Raw genomic sequence first — 14,908 nt, 5'->3', positions numbered from 1 at the left:
CGACCAGCCCCCACCGACCCGCAGCAAAAAACAAACCCACTCACCCCCCGACAAGCCGCGCAGCGCCCGCCGCACACCCCCAGGCGACCGTAACCCCCGCCCCACCATGCCCATAGTTGTGCACCAACACCCGCCCCCCACCGACCAGTTCACGTTCCAGCCGCACCGCATCACGGGCGGGCCGCAGCCCAACCCGATGACCCAGCACCCTCGCGCCGGCGATCGCCGGCCGTACAACCGCACAGCGCCGCACGATCTCCTCGGCCACTGCCGGATCAGGCACCAGCGACCACTCGTCCTCCTCCGCCGTACCGCCCAGGATCAGCCCGCCCGGCTGCGGGAAGAAGTACGTGGTCTTCGAGCCGGAGTGCCCGGCCGCGGTGAACCACGTCGTGATCCCCGGGTTCTCCACGACGACCAACTGCCCCCGCACGGGACGTACGGCCGGATCGGGCACAAGATCGCGCGCCCCGAGCCCCGTGCAGTTGACGACGACATCCACCCCGTCGGCCCCGGTCGCCTCGGCGAGACTCTCGACGGACCGTTCCTCCACGACCCCGCCCGCCGCGAGGAACCGTTCCCGCAGCCACCCCAGATGCACCGGCATGTCGATCAACGGCAGCCGGGCCCGAAGTCCTTCGCCCGTCTCCCGCAGCCCCGGTACCCGCGCGGCCCACGGACCCAGCTCGTCCAGCCGCTGCCCGGCCTGTACACCCTCGACCATGCGTACGCCCGTCTCCCCGGGCCGCTCCGCCAGCGCCTCGTAGACGGAGAACGACGCGAGCGCCCACTCCCCGGTGAGCGCCTCCGGCTCGATCCGGTACGGCCACCACAGCGCACCCGCAACGGCCGAGGTGGTCCGCTCGGCGGGCTCCCTCTGCCACACCCGGACCCGCCGGCCCTGCTCGGCCAGCACCACCGCCGTCGTCAGGCCGATGACCCCGCCGCCGACCACGATCACCTCACCACTCCGCCGCGTCTCCACGCGCGGACGGTAGCGGAATATGTCATGCCGTGCTCAGATCACTCCCAGTCTGGGGATACTCACATCATGTCTGCCGAGTACGCCACCTTCGGCCTGGCACCGGCGATGCGTGCCGGTGGAGTCCTCGCCAACGGTGACTACCAAGTCCACCGGGACTTCCTCGACTTCATCGTCGACGGCCGTCCCCTCCTCTACCAGCTCTCCGACCTCGACGCGGTCTCCCCGCTCGCCTCCGACGTCCCGCCCGCGATCTTCACCGCCCAGGTCCGCGGCCTGCTCCTGGAGGCCGACGCACCCCTGGAGGGCGGCCGGTACGTCATCTACGGCTGTCCCGAGTGCGCGGACCTCGCGTGCGGTGCCGTGACGGCGGCCATCGAGAAGGACGGCGACGACTATGTGTGGCGCGACTTCGCCTGGCAGACGGACACCCACGCCGACCTGGAGCAGAACGGCTACCACGGCATCGGGCCCTTCCGTTTCCCGGGCGCCGAGTACCGGGAGGCCCTCGGCTCCCTCCTCGACACCGCGGAGGCGGCGGAGTCCGTGGAACCGGGCGCGGCCCGCCGCCGGGTCCTGCTGATCGGCGCCCGGGTCGCCGTCCTCGCCAAGCTCGCCGCCGCCCTGCGCACCATCGGCATCGGCGCGGACATCACCCGGGACGCCACGGACGTCCCCGCCGACGAGCTGCGCGGCTACGGCGCCGTCGCCTTCGGCCGCGCGATCGACGAGGAGGAACGTGCGTCCGTACGCCGTTCCTTCGAACACGCGGGCGTCGAGGTGGCGTACGTCGACGGGCTCGCCCCGATCGTCCCGCTCCTCGTCGCCCAGATCGAACACGCCCTGGACCGCAGCCCGTTGGAGCGGCGCCGCCTCACCCGCCTGGTCGCGGCCGACGGCGAGGCGGGCATAGAGGTCACCTCCACCTGCCGCGTCCACCTCACCGCGTACCGCCAGGACCGCCTGTACCGCACCCAGGCCCAGGAGGTCTTCGACGGCATCCTCGAACCGGGCCGGCACCGCATCGCCCTGGACGCGAAGGCGGTGAAGGGTGAGTCGTTCATCGTGGCGCGTACGTCGGGAACCGTGCTGGTGGAGCCGATGGCACGGTGAAATCCCGGACGCGGCGGACCACGGACGGCGGTTAGGATCGGCAACCTGATGACTGCCACCCTCGTCGCCAAGAACCTCGCCGCCGGCCACGGCGACCGCTCCCTCTTCTCCGGGCTCGACCTCGTCGTCGCGCCCGGAGACGTGATCGGGCTGGTCGGAGCCAACGGCGCGGGCAAGTCCACGCTGCTGAAGATGCTCGCCGGGCTGCTCCCGCCCGAGCAGGGCGAGCTGCGGCTCTCCCCGCCGACCGCGAGCGTCGGCCATCTCCCGCAGGAGCCGGAGCGCCGGGAGGGCGAGACCGTCCGCGATTTCCTCGCGCGCCGTACGGGCGTGGCCGAGGCCCAGCGGGTCATGGACGAGGCGACCCAGGCCCTGGTGGACGGCTTGCCGGGCGCGGACGACGCGTACTCGACAAGCCTGGAGCGCTGGCTCGACCTCGGCGGCGCCGACCTCGACGAACGGGCGGAGGAGGTCGCGGACTCCCTGGCCCTGACGGTGGACCTGGACCAGCCGATGACGTCCCTGTCGGGCGGCCAGGCGGCAAGGGCGGGCCTGGCCTCGCTCCTCCTCTCCCGCTACGACGTCTTCCTCCTCGACGAGCCCACGAACGACCTGGATCTCGACGGCCTGGAGCGCCTGGAACGCTTCGTCAAGGGCCTGCGCGCGGGCACGCTCGTCGTCAGCCACGACCGCGAGTTCCTCACTCGCACGGTCACGAAAGTCCTCGAACTCGACCTGGTCCAGCAGCAGATCAGGCTGTACGGCGGCGGCTACGAGGCCTATCTGGAGGAGCGCGAGGTCGCCCGCAGGCACGCCCGCGACGACTTCGAGGAGTACGCCGACAAACGCTCCGCCCTCCAGGACCGGGCCCAGATGCAGCGTGGCTGGATGGACAAGGGCGTCAAGAACGCCCGGCGCAAGGCGAACAACGACAACGACAAGATCGGCCGCAAGTTCCGCAGCGAGGCGAGTGAGAAGCAGGCCGCGAAGGCCCGCCAGACGCAGCGCATGATCGAACGCCTGGACGTCGTCGAGGAGCCGCGCAAGGAGTGGGAGCTGCGCATGGAGATCGCGGCGGCCCCGCGCTCCGGCTCGGTCGTCGCCACCCTGCGGGACGCGGAGGTGCGCCGCGCGGGCTTCACGCTCGGCCCGGTGAGCGTCCAGATCGACTGGGCGGACCGGATCGCGGTAACGGGAGCGAACGGCGCGGGCAAGTCGACGTTCTTGGGCGCACTGCTCGGCCGTGTCCCGCTGGACGCGGGGCACGCCGCGCTCGGCTCGGGTGTGGTGGTAGGGGAAGTGGACCAGGCCCGCAAACTCTTCCACGGCCCGGAGGCCCTGCTGGACGCGTTCTGCGAGGCGGTCCCGGACACGGAGCCGGCGGAGGTCCGCACCCTCCTGGCCAAGTTCGGCCTGAAGGCGGAGCATGTCCTACGCCCGGCGGCGACGCTGTCCCCCGGCGAGCGCACCAGATCAGCCCTGGCACTTCTCCAGGGCCGAGGCGTGAACCTCCTGGTCCTGGACGAACCGACCAACCACCTCGACCTCCCGGCTATCGAACAACTGGAACAGGCCCTCGACTCGTACGAGGGCACGCTCCTCCTCGTAACCCACGACCGCAGAATGCTGGACGCGGTACGAGTCACCCGCCGCTTCGAGGTGGCAGCCGGCAAGGTGTCGGAGCTGGCGTAGCGGGCCTGGCTGCGGCCCGGTGGGGGCTGGCCGCGCAGTTCCCCGCGCCCCTGAAAAGCCCGTCCGTCCCTGGCTGTCCGGCTGCGGGTCGGTGGGGGTTGATCGCGCAGTTCCCCGCGCCCCTGAAGGGGCGCCCCAGCGGGCCGGAGCCCGCAGGCGCCGAGCCGCGGGGCCGGCTCGCCCGCCGACTCCCGCCCAGCTGAGCATGCGCGCTGCTGGGCGGTGCCCACCCTGGCGGCTCCCGCCTCGGCGGCACCGTCAAACCCGCTTAGCTGCGGGCATGCGTGCCGCTAGGGGCGGCACGGGTGGGCGCAGCGGCACCCCGTACAGCGCCGGGCTGCGCGACCCACCCCGCGGTCGGCGCCAACGCCGGGTGCCCTCATAACCAAGGGCACCCGGCACTCACCAGCGTTCACCTCCGTTTGGGATCCACCAACCCCGCCTTCCGCAACGCATCCGCCATCGCACTGTTCCCCGGCGCGGGCGCCCCCTGCCGAGCGCCTCCGCTTCCACCTCCCTGCCGCTGCTGCTGCCGAGGCTGAGGCGGCCGACCGCCACGCTGCTGAGGCCGGCCCCCGCCCTGCCCCTGCCCCTCCCCGGAGGGCACCGCCTCGTCGTCCAGCCGCAGCGTCAGCGAAATCCGCTTCCGGGGAATGTCCACGTCAAGCACCTTCACCTTGACGATGTCCCCGGACTTCACGACGTCGTGCGGGTCCTTGACGAACGTCTTCGACATCGCCGACACATGCACCAGCCCGTCCTGGTGGACACCGACATCCACGAACGCCCCGAAGGCCGCCACGTTCGTGACCACCCCCTCCAGCACCATCCCGGAGGACAGGTCGCCGATCTTCTCGACCCCGTCCTTGAAGGTGGCCGTCTTGAAGGCGGGCCGAGGGTCGCGCCCGGGCTTCTCCAGCTCGCGCAGGATGTCCGTCACCGTCGGCAGACCGAACGTCTCGTCGACGAAGTCGTCGGGCCGCAACGACCGCAGCACCGCCGTGTTCCCGACCAGGGAGGCGACCCCGCTCCCCGCCGACTTCACCATCCGCCGCACCACCGGATACGCCTCCGGGTGCACACTGGACGCGTCCAGCGGATCGTCCCCGCCCCGGATCCGCAGGAACCCCGCACACTGCTCGTACGCCTTCGGCCCGAGCCGCGCGACCCCCTTCAGCTGGGACCGCGACTTGAACGGCCCATTGGCGTCCCGGTGCGACACGATGTTCTCCGCGAGCCCGGAGGAGATGCCGGAGACCCGGGAGAGCAGCGGCGCGGAAGCCGTGTTGACATCAACACCCACACCGTTCACACAGTCCTCGACCACCGCGTCCAATGACCGCGACAGCTTCACCTCGGACAGGTCGTGCTGGTACTGCCCGACCCCGATCGACTTCGGGTCGATCTTCACCAGCTCGGCCAGCGGGTCCTGCAGCCGCCGCGCGATCGACACCGCCCCGCGCAGCGACACGTCCATGTCCGGCAGCTCCTGCGAGGCGAACGCCGACGCCGAGTACACGGACGCGCCCGCCTCGGACACCATCACCTTGGTGAGCTTCAACTCCGGGTGCTTGGTGATGAGTTCACCGGCGAGCTTGTCGGTCTCGCGGGACGCCGTGCCGTTGCCGATCGCGACCAGCTCGACCGCGTGCTCCTTGGCGAGCCGCGCCAGCTTGGCCAGCGCCTCGTCCCACTTGTTCGCCGGTACGTGCGGATAGATCACGTCCGTGGCGACGACCTTGCCCGTCGCGTCCACCACGGCCACCTTCACGCCCGTACGGAACCCGGGGTCGAGCCCCAGCGTCGCGCGCGTACCGGCCGGAGCGGCGAGCAGCAGGTCGCGCAGGTTCGCCGCGAACACGTTGACCGCCTCGTCCTCCGCGACCGTACGCAGCCGAAGGCGCACGTCGATGCCGAGGTGCACCAGGATCCGGGTCCGCCAGGCCCAGCGCACGGTGTCGACGAGCCACTTGTCGCCGGGCCGGCCGCGCTCGGCGACCCCGAACCGGTGGGCGATGATCCCCTCGTACGAGGAAGGGCCCTCCGTCGGCTCCTCCGGCTCCAGGACCAGGTCGAGGACGTCCTCCTTCTCGCCGCGCAGCATCGCGAGGATGCGGTGCGAGGGCAGGGCGGTGAAGGGCTCGGCGAAGTCGAAGTAGTCGGCGAACTTGGCGCCCGCCTCCTCCTTGCCCTCCTTGACCTTGGCGGCCAGCCGCCCACGCACCCACATGCGCTCGCGCACCTCGCCGATCAGGTCGGCGTCCTCCGAGAACCGCTCGGTGAGGATCGCGCGGGCGCCGTCCAGCGCGGCCTGCGGATCGGCGACGCCCTTGTCGGCGTCCACGAAGGCAGCCGCCGCGGCGAGCGGGTCCACCGTCGGGTCGCCGAGCAGCCCCTCGGCCAGCGGCTCAAGACCGGCCTCGCGCGCGATCTGCGCCTTCGTCCGCCGCTTCGGCTTGAACGGCAGATAGATGTCCTCCAGGCGCGCCTTCGTCTCGGCACCGCGGATCTGCGCCTCGACCTCGGGCGTCAGCTTGTCCTGCTCGCGCACCGATTCGAGGATCGCGGCCCGCCGCTCCTCCAGCTCCCGCAGATAGCGCAGCCGCTCCTCCAACGTGCGCAGCTGCGCATCGTCGAGCATCTCGGTCGCTTCCTTGCGGTAGCGGGCGATGAAGGGAACCGTCGAACCCCCGTCGAGCAACTCGACGGCGGCTCTCACCTGCCGCTCCCGTACGCCGAGTTCCTCGGCGATCCTGCCTTCGATGGACCCTACGAGGGGTGTCGTCACGATCCCGTACCGCCTTCTCCACTGAGGTTGCGCGGCAATTGTGGCAGGTGGCACCGACAACCGGGGATCAGGCCGCCGGACCGGCGGGCCGGGGCGGCCCCTGGGTCAGGCTCGTCGGCGACGAGTCGACCCCGAGGCCCCGCCGAAAAGCCGGGCCAGCGCCCGGAACGGCAGGGTCACGACGGTGGCTATGGCGCCACCGATCTGGCGCAGTATGTCTGCGATAGCACGGAACACGCGACTCTCCTTTCGTCTCCCGGCCACCACGGCCGGAACAACCGGGTACCTCGGAGATCGCCGTCCATGCGTGGCACCCGTCAGGGGCGAGGCGCGGGGCCCGTCCAGGAGAACTCCGGCCGCCGCCGCTCCAAAAACGCGGCGACCCCCTCCGCGGCCTCGCGGCCGTCCCGCGCCTGCTCTGCCCAGTACGCGTCCCGGTCGGTGCGTCCGTTCGCGAACTCCTTCGCCGCCGCCTGGGTGAGGCGTGAGCGTGAGGTGAGGACGCGGGTGAACTCCGCGACCCGCTTGTCGAGTTCGTCGCCGGGCAGCACCTCGTCGAGGAAGCCGGTGCGCAGTGCCCGTTCCGTGTCGATCAGCTCGCCCGAGAACAGGAGGTACTTGGCCGTCGCCGGGCCGACCAGGGCTGCCAGCCGGCGGGTCGACGACGCCGGGTACACCAGGCCCAGCTTCGCCGGTGTCACCCCGAACAGTGCCCCCTCCTCGGCGAACCGCAGGTCGCAGGCCGCCGCGAGCTGTGCCCCGCCGCCCACACAGTGCCCGCGGACCGCCGCCAGCGTCGGCTTGGGGAAGGCCGCGAGCGTGTCCTCCGCCCGTACGGCCAGCCGCTGCGCCTCCTCCGGCGAGCCCTGGAGCGTCGAGATGTCGGCCCCCGCGCAGAATGTCCCGCCCGCCCCGGTGAGCACCAGGACCCGCACGTCCGGATCGGCGGCCAGGGTGTCGAGCAGCGGCGGCAGCGCCCGCCACATGCCGGCCGTCATGGCGTTGCGCTTGGCCGGGTTGCGGATGACGACGGTGGCGATACCCTCGGCGGCACTGTGGGTCAGCTGCGGCTCCATGGGCCGGATCGTATCCGCCGTACAACCCGAAAAGTTCACGAAGCCAGCAGCTTACGACCAGGTCCAGTCGCATATATGCATCGCCCGCACCTCACTCGTCAGAAGCGCTCGATACGTGCTGACTTCTGTTCAGTTCTCCGGTGGGGACCCGGCGTTACCAACACTCGTCGTGTGGTGACAATCGAGCGCGAGGGCGGCGACCGGACGATGGAGAACCATGGGCGCGAGTCGGACGCACGCCCAGCGGACGACGGCGTACCCATCGAGCGGAGACCCCTGGATCCGCTTCCCTACGAAGGGGTCTGGAGGTTCACCGCTCCCGCTGTCGACGCCTCCGTCCCGCAGGCGCGGCACGCCGTCCGGGACCTGCTGTACCGGCAGGGCGTACCCGCCTCGCCGGACCTGGTGCACGGACTGCTGCTGATCGTCTCGGAGCTGGCGACCAACGCCGTACGGCACGCGGCGCTGCTGTCGCCGACGCTCGCCGTGGAGGTCGCCGTCGGCGCCGAGTGGGTGCGGGTGTCCGTGGAGGACAACCACCCCTACCGCCCGACCGCCCTGGAGGCCGACCACGGCCGGACCGGCGGACGCGGACTGCTCCTGGTCCGCGAGATCGCCAGGGAGGCGGGCGGGGTGTGCGACATCGAACACACGGCGAGCGGCGGCAAGGTCGTCTGGGCGGCCCTGCCGCTCAAACCCGCACCACCACTGCCGTAGCGGTCACCCGGTCGTCACCAGCCGGCCGTCGGGCCCGTCAGTTCCCGGACCGCCGGGCGGGCCGCGTCGAGGACGGTCATGAACCAGGCCGAGAACGGCTCCTTCGCATGCCGCTCCGCCAGCTCGGCCGGGGTCACGAAGGCCGTGTCCCCGACCTCCTCCGGGTCCGGCGCGAGCGGCGACTGCGCCATTCCGACGAACAGATGGTTGTACTCCTGCTCCACCAGGCCCGACTCCGGGTCCGGGTGGTTGTAGCGGACCGTGCCCGCCTCGGCGAGCAGCGACGGGGAGATCCCCAGCTCCTCGTACGTCCGCCGGGCCGCCGCCGCGAAGGGCGCCTCACCGGGGTACGGGTGGCCGCAGCAGGTGTTGGACCAGACACCGGGGGAGTGGTACTTGCCCAGCGCGCGCTGCTGGAGCAGCAGCCGGCCCTGCTCGTCGAAGAGGAAGACGGAGAACGCCCGGTGGAGCCGGCCCGGTGGCTGGTGGGCGGAGAGCTTCTCGGCGGTGCCGATCGTCGTGCCGTTCTCGTCGACCAGTTCGAGCAAGATCGCTTCTGCTGTGCCGTTCGACGAACTGTTGTGCGTCGCGGTGGCAGGTGTGATCGGCATACCCATCCTTCGCCTCGGTCTTCGAGCCCCAAGTCTGCCGTACGGATCCGGCACTCCCGGCACTTCGCGGCACCCCCGCATGTCCGGCGCGAAAGCCCCCGGACAGCGACCGGATAGTCAATCGTGCCCTGTTCCCCGGCCGTGGAACCGCCCGGAAGGGGGGCTTGAAGAAGGGGACGCGGGCGCGCGCCGGACGGCTGCGTTCCGGTCGGGACGGCCCGTGGAACGGGCTCAGTGGCAGATGGACTCGTGCTCCGCGTGCCCGCCCGGCTCCAGCTGGAAGGTGCAGTGCTCCACGTCGAAGTGGTCGCCCAGGCAGCCCTGGAGCTCGTGCAGCATCTTCTCGTGCCCGATGCTGCTCAGCACGTCCGAACTGACGACCACGTGCGCCGACAGCACCGGCATCCCGGAGGTGATCGTCCAGGCGTGCAGATCGTGTACGTCCTCCACGCCGGGCAGCGCCACTATGTGGGCCCGAACCTCCGCCATGTCGACGCCCCGGGGAGCCGCCTCCAGGAGCACGTTCAGGGTCTCGCGCAGCAGCTTGACGGTGCGCGGGACGATCATCAGACCGATGACGACCGAGGCGACGGGGTCGGCCCGCTGCCAGCCCGTGGCCATGATGACCAGCGCCGAGACCAGCACCGCCAGCGAGCCCAGCGCGTCCGCCGCGACCTCCAGGAAGGCGCCGCGCACGTTCAGGCTCTCCTTCTGGCCGCGCATCAGCATCGTCAGCGAGATCATGTTCGCGACCAGACCGATCAGACCGAAGACGACGGTCACCCCGCCCTCCGTGTCCGCAGGGGTGACGAACCGCTGGATCGCCTCGTACAGGACGTATCCACCGACGCCGAGCAGCAGCAGACAGTTGGCGAGCGCGGCGAGGATCTCGGCGCGGGCGTACCCGAAGGTGCGGTTGCCGCTCGGCGGGCGGTTCGCGAAGTGGATCGCGAGCAGGGCCATGCCCAGGCCCAGCGCGTCCGTCGCCATGTGCGCCGCGTCCGCGATCAGCGCGAGCGAGTCGGCGACGACCCCGCCGACGACCTCGACCACCATGACGGTGAGCGTGATGGCCAGCGCGATACGCAGCCGCCCCTGGTACGCGGCTGCCGCCGTACCCGTGGTCGGCGCGCCGTGCGCGTGCCCGTGATCGTGCCCAGCCCCCATGGAAGCCGCCTCCTGTGTCGTCCCGCACTCAGTCCGAACCCCCGTCCCGTGATCACAGTGAACTACGGGTGGGGGGTATGTGGCAACGCGACGCTGAACACCGTTGTCATGTGCCCTGACCTGCGGAAACGAATCGCAGGTCAGGGGTGCGGAGATCGCCCGGGTACGGGTTCGGCGGCAGCGGTCGCGATGGTCCCCGACGCCGGTCACGGCGGGGGGCCGTGAACAGCCGGTGAACACGGGCGCGGCCTCATCCGATAACCTCTGCCGACATGCTGCCCGGCCACCGTGGGTCAGGGTTTCCCCCACCATCATGTAAATGACCGGCGTGCACGCGTCGGTGTCCAGGGAGTGAGTTCGGTTGCCGACCGCCATCCTCACGGGTCAGCCGGTTCCCGGATCGTCGATCGAGGACGATCTGCGGTTCCTCGGCTTCGACGTGCGGAGCGCGACCGACGTCGCCGACACCGAGACCCTCCTCGCCGAAGCAGCCTGCGACGAACGGGTCGCCATCGTCGACGCCCGCTTCGTCGGACACCTCCACGCCCTGCGCCTCGGCCTCACCGACCCCCGCTTCCCGCTCGCCGCCGTACCGGGCGCCGTCACGGCCCAGCCCGACGCCGGCCGCACGGCCCTGACCCGCGTACTGGCCCGGGAGATCTCCACGGACGCGGACGCCCCGACGGGCCCCGGCAGGGCCACCTCCGCCTCCGCCGTCGCCGTGGACAGCCTCGCCGACCGCATCGCCCTCGCCCTGGAGGCGGACGGCACCGACGTCCACCGCCCCGAGCTGGGTAGCCTGACCGCCGCCGTCCCCGCCGACCCGCAGGCCCGCAACGAGGCACGGCAGGCCGTAGCCACCGTCGACGACGAGGCCGTACGCCTGAAGTCGGCCGTGAAGTCCCGGGACGGCTTCTTCACGACCTTCTGCGTCAGCCCGTACTCCCGCTACCTCGCGCGCTGGTGCGCCCGCCGCGGACTCACCCCGAACCAGGTCACCACCGCCTCGCTGCTCACCGCGCTGATCGCGGCGGGCTGCGCGGCCACCGGTACACGCGGCGGCTTCGTCCTCGCCGGCGTGCTCCTGCTCGTCTCCTTCGTCCTGGACTGCACGGACGGCCAGCTCGCCCGTTACTCCCTCCAGTACTCGACGCTCGGCGCCTGGCTCGACGCCACCTTCGACCGCGCCAAGGAGTACGCCTTCTACGCGGGCCTCGCACTGGGCGCGGCCCGGGGCGGCGACGACGTCTGGGCCCTCGCCCTCGGCGCGATGATCCTGCAGACCTGTCGGCACGTCGTCGACTTCTCCTTCAACGAGGCGAATCACGACGCCACGGCCAACACCAGCCCCACGGCCGCCCTCTCCGACCGCCTCGACAGCGTCGGCTGGACGGTCTGGGTACGCCGGATGATCGTCCTGCCGATCGGCGAGCGCTGGGCCCTGATCGCCGTCCTCACGGCGTTCACGACCCCCCGGACCACCCTGACCGTGTTGCTCATCGGCTGCGGCTTCGCGGCGACGTACACCACGGCGGGCCGCGTCCTGCGCTCACTCACCCGAACGGCCCAGCGCACTGAACGGGCGACGCGTGCCTTGGCGGACCTCGCGGACAGCGGGCCGCTCGCGGAGCGGCTCGGGCGCATCCCCATGCCCAATCCGACTTCGCGCTTCCTCGCGGCGCTGGAATTCACGGTCCTGCTGACCGGCGCCGTGTGGCTGTTCCCCTACGGCAGTTGGGTGCCCGTCGCCTTCGCCGCGCTGTACGTGCTCGGCGCGGCCGGCGCGGTCGGTCTGCCCCTCATCGGACGCCTCGACTGGCTCGTCCCCCCGCTCTTCCGGGCCGCCGAATACGGCACAGTCCTCCTTCTCGCGGGCAAAGCGGAGGTAAACGGAGCACTTCCCGCGGCTTTCGGCCTCGTGGCCGCCGTCGCCTACCATCACTACGACACGGTGTACCGCATCCGTGGCAACGCCGGAGCGCCCCCGCGCTGGCTGGTACGGGCGAGCGGAGGGCACGAGGGCCGGACGCTGGTGGTCGTCGTACTGGCCGCACTGCTCAGTGCCTCGCAGTTCGTGGTCGCGCTCACGGTCCTCGCCGTGGTCGTGGCCCTGCTGGTGCTCGCCGAGAGCATCCGCTACTGGGTGACCGCCCACCAGGGCGGCGCGCCCGCCGTACACGACGAAGGAGAACCCGCATGATCGGCCTCGTGCTGGCGGCCGGCGCCGGACGGCGTCTGCGCCCCTACACCGACAGCCTGCCCAAGGCTCTCGTGCCGGTCGGCCCCGCGGGCGACGAGGACGGCCCCACCGTCCTCGACCTCACCCTCGCCAACTTCGCCGAGATCGGCCTCACCGAGGCCGCGATCATCGTCGGATACCGCAAGGAGACCGTGTACGAGCGGCAGGCGGCCCTGGAGGAGAAGTACGGGCTGAAGCTCACCCTCATCGACAACGACCGCGCCGAGGAGTGGAACAACGCCTACTCCCTCTGGTGCGGCCGGGACGCCCTCGCCGACGGGGTCATCCTCGCCAACGGCGACACCGTGCACCCCGTCTCCGTCGAGAAGACCCTGCTCGCCGCGCGCGGCGACGGGAAGCGCATCATCCTGGCCCTCGACACGGTGAAGGATCTCGCCGACGAGGAGATGAAGGTGGTCGTGGACCCGGAGAAGGGCGTGCGCAGGATCACCAAGCTGATGGACCCGGCCGAGGCCACCGGCGAGTACATCGGTGTCACCCTCATCGAGGGTGCCGCCGCCGACGACCTGGCCGACGCCCTGAAGACCGTGTGGGAGACCGACCCCCAGCAGTTCTACGAGCACGGCTACCAGGAACTGGTCGACCGCGGCTTCCGGATCGACGTGGCACCCATAGGCGAGGTCCCGTGGGTCGAGATAGACAACCACGACGATCTCGCCCGAGGACGGGAGATCGCGTGCCGGTACTGACGAGGCTGATCCCCTCGCCGGTCGTCGTCGACATCCGCCGGGGAGCCCTGAACCATCTGGCGGACGTGCTGTTCGACCAGCGGATCTCGCACTCCGGGAAGATCGCCGTCGCGGTCAGCGCCGGCTCCGGCGCCAAGCTGCGCGCCCGGCTCGCCCCGGCGCTGCCCGGCGCGAGCTGGTACGAGGTCGCCGGCGGCACCATCGACGACGCGATCCGACTGGCCGACGCCATCAAGTCCAGCCACTACGACGCCGTCGTCGGCCTCGGCGGCGGCCGGATCATCGACTGCGCCAAGTTCGCCGCGGCCCGCGTGGGCCTGCCGCTGGTCGCCGTCGCCACCAACCTCGCGCACGACGGTCTGTGCTCCCCGGTCGCCACCCTCGACAACGACGCGGGGCGCGGCTCGTACGGCGTTCCGAACCCGATCGCCGTCGTCATCGACCTCGATGTGATCCGTGAGGCGCCGGCGCGGTTCGTGCGCTCCGGGATCGGCGACGCCATGTCGAACATCTCTGCGGTCGCCGACTGGGAGCTGGCGAGCGAGGTCAACGGCGAGAAGGTCGACGGCCTCGCCGCCGCGATGGCCCGCCAGGCCGGCGAGGCCGTGCTGCGCCACCCCGGCGGGGTCGGCGACAACGCGTTCCTCCAGGTGCTGGCCGAGGCACTGGTCCTCACCGGTATCGCCATGTCGGTGTCGGGTGACTCCCGCCCCTCCTCGGGCGCCTGTCACGAGATCAACCACGCCTTCGACCTGCTGTACCCCAAGCGCGCCGCCAGCCACGGCGAACAGTGCGGCCTCGGCGCCGCGTTCGCCATGTACCTGCGGGGCGCGGCCGAGGAAGCGGCGTACATGGCCGAGGTACTGCGCCGGCACGGGCTGCCGGTGCTGCCGGAGGAGATCGGCTTCACCACGGACGAGTTCGTACGGGTCGTCGAGTACGCCCCGCAGACCAGACCCGGTCGCTACACGATCCTGGAACACCTCGACCTCACGAACGACCAGATCAAGGACACGTACGCGGACTATGTCAAGGCCATCGGTAGCTGAACTACGCCCCGTCGTCCACCCCGAAGGGGTGAAGGACCGGCGCAGCGGCGAGCACTGGGCGGGACGCCTCTACATGCGTGAGGTGTCCCTGCGGGTCGACCCGTACCTGGTGGACACCAGGATCACGCCCAACCAGCTCACGTACCTGATGGTCGTCGCGGGCGGTCTGGCGGGCGCGGCCCTCCTGGTGCCCGGCCTCACCGGGGCGGTTCTCGGTGCCGTACTGATCCAGCTGTACCTGCTCCTCGACTGCGTCGACGGCGAGATCGCCCGCTGGCGGGGCCAGACCTCGATCACCGGCGTGTACCTCGACCGCATCGGCCACTACCTGTCCGAGTCGGCCCTGCTGATCGGCTTCGGGCTGCGCGGCGCCGACCTGTGGGACGGCTCCGGGGCACCCGAGTGGCTGTGGGCGTTCCTCGGCACCCTGGCCGCGCTCGGCGCGATCCTGATCAAGGCGGAGACCGACCTGGTGGACGTGGCCCGCTCCCGCAGCGGTCTGGAGGCGGCCAAGGAGGAGCTGTCGGTGCCGCGCTCCGAGGGGCTCGCCCTGGCTCGCAAGGCCGCTGCCGCGCTGAAGTTCCACCGGCTGATCGGCGGCGTCGAGGCGAGCCTGTTCATCCTCTTCGTGGCGATCCTCGACGCCTTCGGCGGCGACCTGTTCTGGACCCGCCTCGGCATCGCCGTACTGGCCGGCATCGCGATCCTGCAGACCGTGCTGCACCTCGTGTCCATCCTCGCCTCCAGCAGGCTCCGGTGAGGAG

13 protein-coding genes are annotated in these 14,908 nt (G+C 71.2%); 7 read left to right on the top strand and 6 right to left on the bottom strand.

Annotated elements, in window-relative coordinates; translation table 11 throughout:
- Positions 1 to 40 precede the first annotated feature (40 nt).
- Entirely contained in the window at positions 41 to 961 is a 921-nt protein-coding gene (locus tag LUX31_RS05435; protein ID WP_235479801.1) for an FAD-dependent oxidoreductase, read from the bottom strand.
- Positions 962 to 1,051: 90 nt separating this feature from the next.
- Between LUX31_RS05435 and LUX31_RS05430 the strand changes: the two genes are divergently transcribed.
- Positions 1,052 to 2,095, top strand: a complete 1,044-nt coding sequence (locus LUX31_RS05430; protein WP_235473509.1) for an oxidoreductase — start codon at positions 1,052 to 1,054, stop codon at positions 2,093 to 2,095.
- A gap of 48 nt (positions 2,096 to 2,143) precedes the next feature.
- Positions 2,144 to 3,787 (top strand): ABC-F family ATP-binding cassette domain-containing protein, encoded by a 1,644-nt coding sequence (locus LUX31_RS05425; protein WP_235473508.1) that lies wholly within the window; start codon positions 2,144 to 2,146, stop codon positions 3,785 to 3,787.
- A gap of 412 nt (positions 3,788 to 4,199) precedes the next feature.
- On the opposite strand, the gene LUX31_RS05420 is transcribed toward LUX31_RS05425, so the two are convergent.
- The 3 genes from LUX31_RS05420 to LUX31_RS05415 all read right to left on the bottom strand — a co-directional run bounded on the left by LUX31_RS05420 (position 4,200) and on the right by LUX31_RS05415 (position 7,651).
- Positions 4,200 to 6,575 carry a Tex family protein gene (locus LUX31_RS05420; RefSeq protein WP_235473507.1) on the bottom strand — a complete coding sequence of 792 codons (2,376 nt, stop codon included), beginning with the start codon at positions 6,573 to 6,575 and terminating at the stop codon, positions 4,200 to 4,202.
- A gap of 105 nt (positions 6,576 to 6,680) precedes the next feature.
- On the bottom strand, positions 6,681 to 6,812 hold the full coding sequence (locus tag LUX31_RS37420; protein WP_268828115.1) for an LPFR motif small protein: 132 nt from the start codon (positions 6,810 to 6,812) through the stop codon (positions 6,681 to 6,683).
- Between the two features lie 80 nt (positions 6,813 to 6,892).
- Positions 6,893 to 7,651, bottom strand: coding sequence for an enoyl-CoA hydratase/isomerase family protein (locus LUX31_RS05415; RefSeq protein ID WP_235473506.1), 759 nt, complete (start codon positions 7,649 to 7,651; stop codon positions 6,893 to 6,895).
- Between the two features lie 207 nt (positions 7,652 to 7,858).
- On the opposite strand from LUX31_RS05415, the gene LUX31_RS05410 reads away from it, so the two are divergent.
- A complete protein-coding gene (locus LUX31_RS05410; RefSeq protein WP_235479800.1) occupies positions 7,859 to 8,368 on the top strand; it encodes an ATP-binding protein in 510 nt (169 codons plus the stop codon).
- 14 nt (positions 8,369 to 8,382) lie between these two features.
- Here the strand turns inward: LUX31_RS05410 and idi are convergent, their stop codons facing one another.
- Together idi and LUX31_RS05400 are read right to left on the bottom strand one after the other, a co-directional pair.
- Positions 8,383 to 8,979: an isopentenyl-diphosphate Delta-isomerase gene (gene idi / locus LUX31_RS05405; RefSeq protein ID WP_235473505.1), complete on the bottom strand. Its 597-nt coding sequence runs from the start codon at positions 8,977 to 8,979 to the stop codon at positions 8,383 to 8,385.
- A gap of 231 nt (positions 8,980 to 9,210) precedes the next feature.
- Positions 9,211 to 10,146 carry a cation diffusion facilitator family transporter gene (locus LUX31_RS05400; protein ID WP_235473504.1) on the bottom strand — a complete coding sequence of 312 codons (936 nt, stop codon included), beginning with the start codon at positions 10,144 to 10,146 and terminating at the stop codon, positions 9,211 to 9,213.
- Between the two features lie 361 nt (positions 10,147 to 10,507).
- Here LUX31_RS05400 and LUX31_RS05395 point away from each other — a divergent pair, with 361 nt between their 5' ends.
- From LUX31_RS05395 to LUX31_RS05380, 4 genes are read left to right on the top strand one after another with little or no spacing between them, the layout of a single operon-like run.
- Positions 10,508 to 12,346: a DUF5941 domain-containing protein gene (locus LUX31_RS05395; RefSeq protein ID WP_235473502.1), complete on the top strand. Its 1,839-nt coding sequence runs from the start codon at positions 10,508 to 10,510 to the stop codon at positions 12,344 to 12,346.
- Positions 12,343 to 13,095, top strand: coding sequence for a phosphocholine cytidylyltransferase family protein (locus LUX31_RS05390; protein WP_235473501.1), 753 nt, complete (start codon positions 12,343 to 12,345; stop codon positions 13,093 to 13,095). Before LUX31_RS05395 ends, LUX31_RS05390 begins: the two co-directional genes overlap by 4 nt.
- Entirely contained in the window at positions 13,083 to 14,144 is a 1,062-nt protein-coding gene (locus LUX31_RS05385; protein WP_235473499.1) for an iron-containing alcohol dehydrogenase family protein, read from the top strand. The genes LUX31_RS05390 and LUX31_RS05385 overlap by 13 nt, the downstream gene beginning before the upstream one ends.
- Positions 14,122 to 14,904, top strand: coding sequence for a CDP-alcohol phosphatidyltransferase family protein (locus LUX31_RS05380; protein ID WP_235473497.1), 783 nt, complete (start codon positions 14,122 to 14,124; stop codon positions 14,902 to 14,904). The genes LUX31_RS05385 and LUX31_RS05380 overlap by 23 nt, the downstream gene beginning before the upstream one ends.
- The last annotated feature ends 4 nt before the right edge of the window (positions 14,905 to 14,908 follow it).

This window comes from Streptomyces sp. GQFP (assembly GCF_021545335.1).
Lineage (GTDB): Bacteria > Actinomycetota > Actinomycetes > Streptomycetales > Streptomycetaceae > Streptomyces.
Note: the sequence above shows the minus strand (reverse complement) of the source record. Positions and strands in the feature narration are given on the sequence as shown.